The sequence below is a fragment of the Saccharopolyspora sp. NPDC000995 genome, from assembly GCF_053599315.1.
The window spans coordinates 1-1935 of record NZ_JBSFLZ010000303.1 but is presented as its reverse complement, the minus strand read 5'-3'; the positions used below and the strand labels follow the sequence as shown (position 1 = coordinate 1935).

3 protein-coding genes are annotated in these 1935 nt (G+C 66.6%); 2 read left to right on the top strand and 1 reads right to left on the bottom strand.

Features of this window, described 5'->3' with window-relative positions; genetic code table 11:
* Nucleotides 1-201: hypothetical protein (locus tag ACWDKQ_RS35960; RefSeq protein WP_450143204.1), on the top strand; the 201-nt coding region annotated here is incomplete at its 5' end.
* Nucleotides 202-495: 294 nt separating this feature from the next.
* Here ACWDKQ_RS35960 and ACWDKQ_RS35955 read toward each other — a convergent pair.
* Nucleotides 496-918, bottom strand: a complete 423-nt coding sequence (locus ACWDKQ_RS35955; protein WP_450143203.1) for a hypothetical protein — start codon at nt 916-918, stop codon at nt 496-498.
* 79 nt (nt 919-997) lie between these two features.
* Between ACWDKQ_RS35955 and ACWDKQ_RS35950 the strand changes: the two genes are divergently transcribed.
* On the top strand, nt 998-1828 hold the full coding sequence (locus ACWDKQ_RS35950; protein WP_450143205.1) for a peroxidase-related enzyme: 831 nt from the start codon (nt 998-1000) through the stop codon (nt 1826-1828).
* Nucleotides 1829-1935 lie beyond the last annotated feature (107 nt).

Here is a 1935-nt window from a genome sequence, read left to right as displayed (position 1 = left end):
CCGAGGTGGTGCCGATGGTTCTCGACGGGGACGGGCTTGCGCTGGACGTGGGTCGGGCGAAGCGGACCAACGCCGACGCACCTGCGCGCGGCGTCCTTGCAGCGGGACGAGGTGTGTGCCTCCCGGAGTGTGACCGGCCACCGGGAACACCGGAAGCGCACCATGTCGAGCACCGGGCCGACGGTGGAACAACCGAGCTGACCAACATGGTCATCCTCTGCGGCCACCACCACCGCACCCTCTACAACCAGCGATGGGAATCACCATGCGTGGTGGGCGACCCGCGTTCATCCCACCAACCACAATCGACCCCAGGCGAACACCACGACCAGGCGGCAGAGCGCTATCCACCCAACACCGCGCATACCTCCGGGACCTCATCCCCACACCAATGCAACCGACGAGCGAACCATGACGCCCAGATTGGCGTGGTGGGGCTCCGGTACGCCCCCATGATCAGCGGCCGATCGTTCGGCGCGGTCGCCGTAGCGACTGTCAGCGGCGGGCTCCGGGACGCCCGGAGGGCCGCTGTTGCGGGCGCGACCCCCCTCCGGTGGGGTTGCGACGCGGCTGGTTCACGGCACGGGTCGCCCCGTTTCGGGCGCCACCGTCGCGCGGGGCCGCCGCACGTTCCGGCGCAGCCGGGCGGCGGGTGGGTTCGCGACGCGGCGGCTCCCGGCGGAGCGGCTCGCGGCGGGGCGGCAGACGGCGCTGCGACGACTTTCGGCGGTTGTTCACCCACATGTCGAAAATCACGATCGCCAGCGCAAGGATCAGCAGCAGCAGCCCTAGGAGCGGCACGCCCATCAACACGGTCGCCAAAGCTAGGAGCAGCATCGGCACCACTGGGATCCAGCAGAAGGGATCGATCCTGCTCACGCCCCCGGAGAAGCCGCTGCGGTCCCCATCACGTGCCATCGAGACTCTCGCTTCCACTCTGCGCCCCGGCCGAGGAAGTCTACCGGAGACGCTCGAGCACCGACCGTGACGCCATCGACTGCGCGCCCCCGCAGCAATACCGTGCTGTCATGGGCGAAGAGATCAGCAGGTTCGGATCGGTTCAGCTGGCGGAGTTCCCGAGGATCTCCGGGACCGGATCGGCGCCATCGCGGAGAAATCCGGGTTCGTGCCCAACGTGTTCCTAGCGCTCGGCCACCGGCCCGCCGAACTGCGCGCGTTCTGCGACTACCACGACGCGCTGATGGAACGGGAATCCGGCCTGTCGAAGGCCGAACGGGAGCTCGAGGTCGTCGCCACCTCGGCCGCCAACAACTGCACATACTGTATCGTCGCGCACGGCGCGTTCCTGCGGATCCTGGCCAAGGACGACCAGCTCGCGGACCTGGTGGCCGCCAACCCGTGGGGTGCGCCGCTGGGCGCACGGCAGCGAGCCATCGCGGACCTGGCGCTTTCGTTGGCCCAGGACTCGGCTCGCTTCGGCGAACGCGAACTGGCCGCAGCCTGCGACGCGGGGCTGTCCAACGACGAGATCTGGGACGGCGGAGCGATCACCGCGTTCTTCGCCATGTCCAACCGGCTAGCGCACCTGATGACCCTACGCCCGAACGACGAGTTCTTCGGTGATGGGGCGCGTCCCGCGGGAGAAGTGATCCCGGTCGTCCCCGGGTCATCGAGTGCACCAGCCCCGCATCCTCTGCCCAGGCCACCCGCTGCGTATTTGCCCCGCCGCACAGTCTTTATGCCTAAATATACGAGCAGATTGCAAGTGGCAAATGCCACAAGATCCTTGAGTCTGCACGGCATTTCGAATTCAAATGGCGGAGATCGTTTCATCACGAATAGAGCCCGGCTGGGTACCCGGGAGTAATCATCGCACCTCGAGCATTATTCTGGCGGTTTGAATACCGGGCAATAGGGCAACGGCCCCGACCAGTAAGATCGTTTTCCTACCAAAGAACACGACTTACAGGTGGA